The sequence below is a fragment of the Colwellia sp. C1TZA3 genome (genome assembly GCF_007954265.1).
Lineage (GTDB): Bacteria > Pseudomonadota > Gammaproteobacteria > Enterobacterales > Alteromonadaceae > Cognaticolwellia.
Genome location: NZ_VOLS01000151.1, coordinates 1 through 880, shown reverse-complemented (window position 1 = coordinate 880; position 880 = coordinate 1). Strand labels below are relative to the sequence as shown.

Here is an 880-nt window from a genome sequence, read left to right as displayed (position 1 = left end):
CGATACCAACCGTTGGCTTAACAACAGACTCAGGCACGCTGAACGATGACGTTATTACAAACGATGCTGCCTTAAGCTTTAGTGAAGCAGCTAGTAATGTAAATAGAACTTATTCAATTGATGGCGCGGCGGCGACTACGGAGTACAGCGCACCGACAGTCGATGGCGAGTATACGGTAACCGTAACCGATACCGATACGGCCGGAAATGTTAAAACAGCAAGTACGACCTTTACCTTAGATACAACCTTAGCGATACCAACTGTTGGCTTAACAACAGACTCAGGGACGCTGAACGATGACGTTATTACAAACGATGCAGCCTTAAGCTTTAGTGAAGCAGCTAGTGATGTAAATAGAACTTATTCAATTGATGGCGCGGCGGCGACTACGGAGTACACCGCACCGACAGTCGATGGTGAGTACACAGTCACAGTAACCGATACTGATATTGCCGGAAATGTTAAAACAGCAAGTACGACCTTTACTTTAGATACAACGGTTGCCATGCCAAGCATTACACTTGATAACGATAGTGGAGCAAGTGCTAGCGATACCATTACAAATGATGAAGCCTTAACATTTAGTGCTGTAGCAGCTGATGTCACCAGAGTCTACTCAATTGATGGCGCGGCGGCGACTAAGGAGTACAGCGCACCAACAGTCGATGGTGAGTATACGGTCACTGTCACGGATACCGATATTGCCGGAAACGTTAAAACAGCAAGCACGACCTTTACCTTAGATACAACCTTAGCGATACCAACCGTTGGCTTAACAACAGACTCAGGGACGCTGAACGATGACGTTATTACAAACGATGCAGCCTTAAGCTTTAGTGAAGCAGCTAGTGATGTAAATAGAACTTATTCAATTGATGG

Annotated in this window: 1 protein-coding gene; it reads left to right on the top strand. The window is 45.7% G+C overall.

All coding sequences use genetic code 11. The features are described 5' to 3' along the window. On the top strand, positions 1 to 880 hold an 880-nt coding region (locus ESZ39_RS17610), incomplete at both ends, for an Ig-like domain-containing protein (protein WP_191321844.1).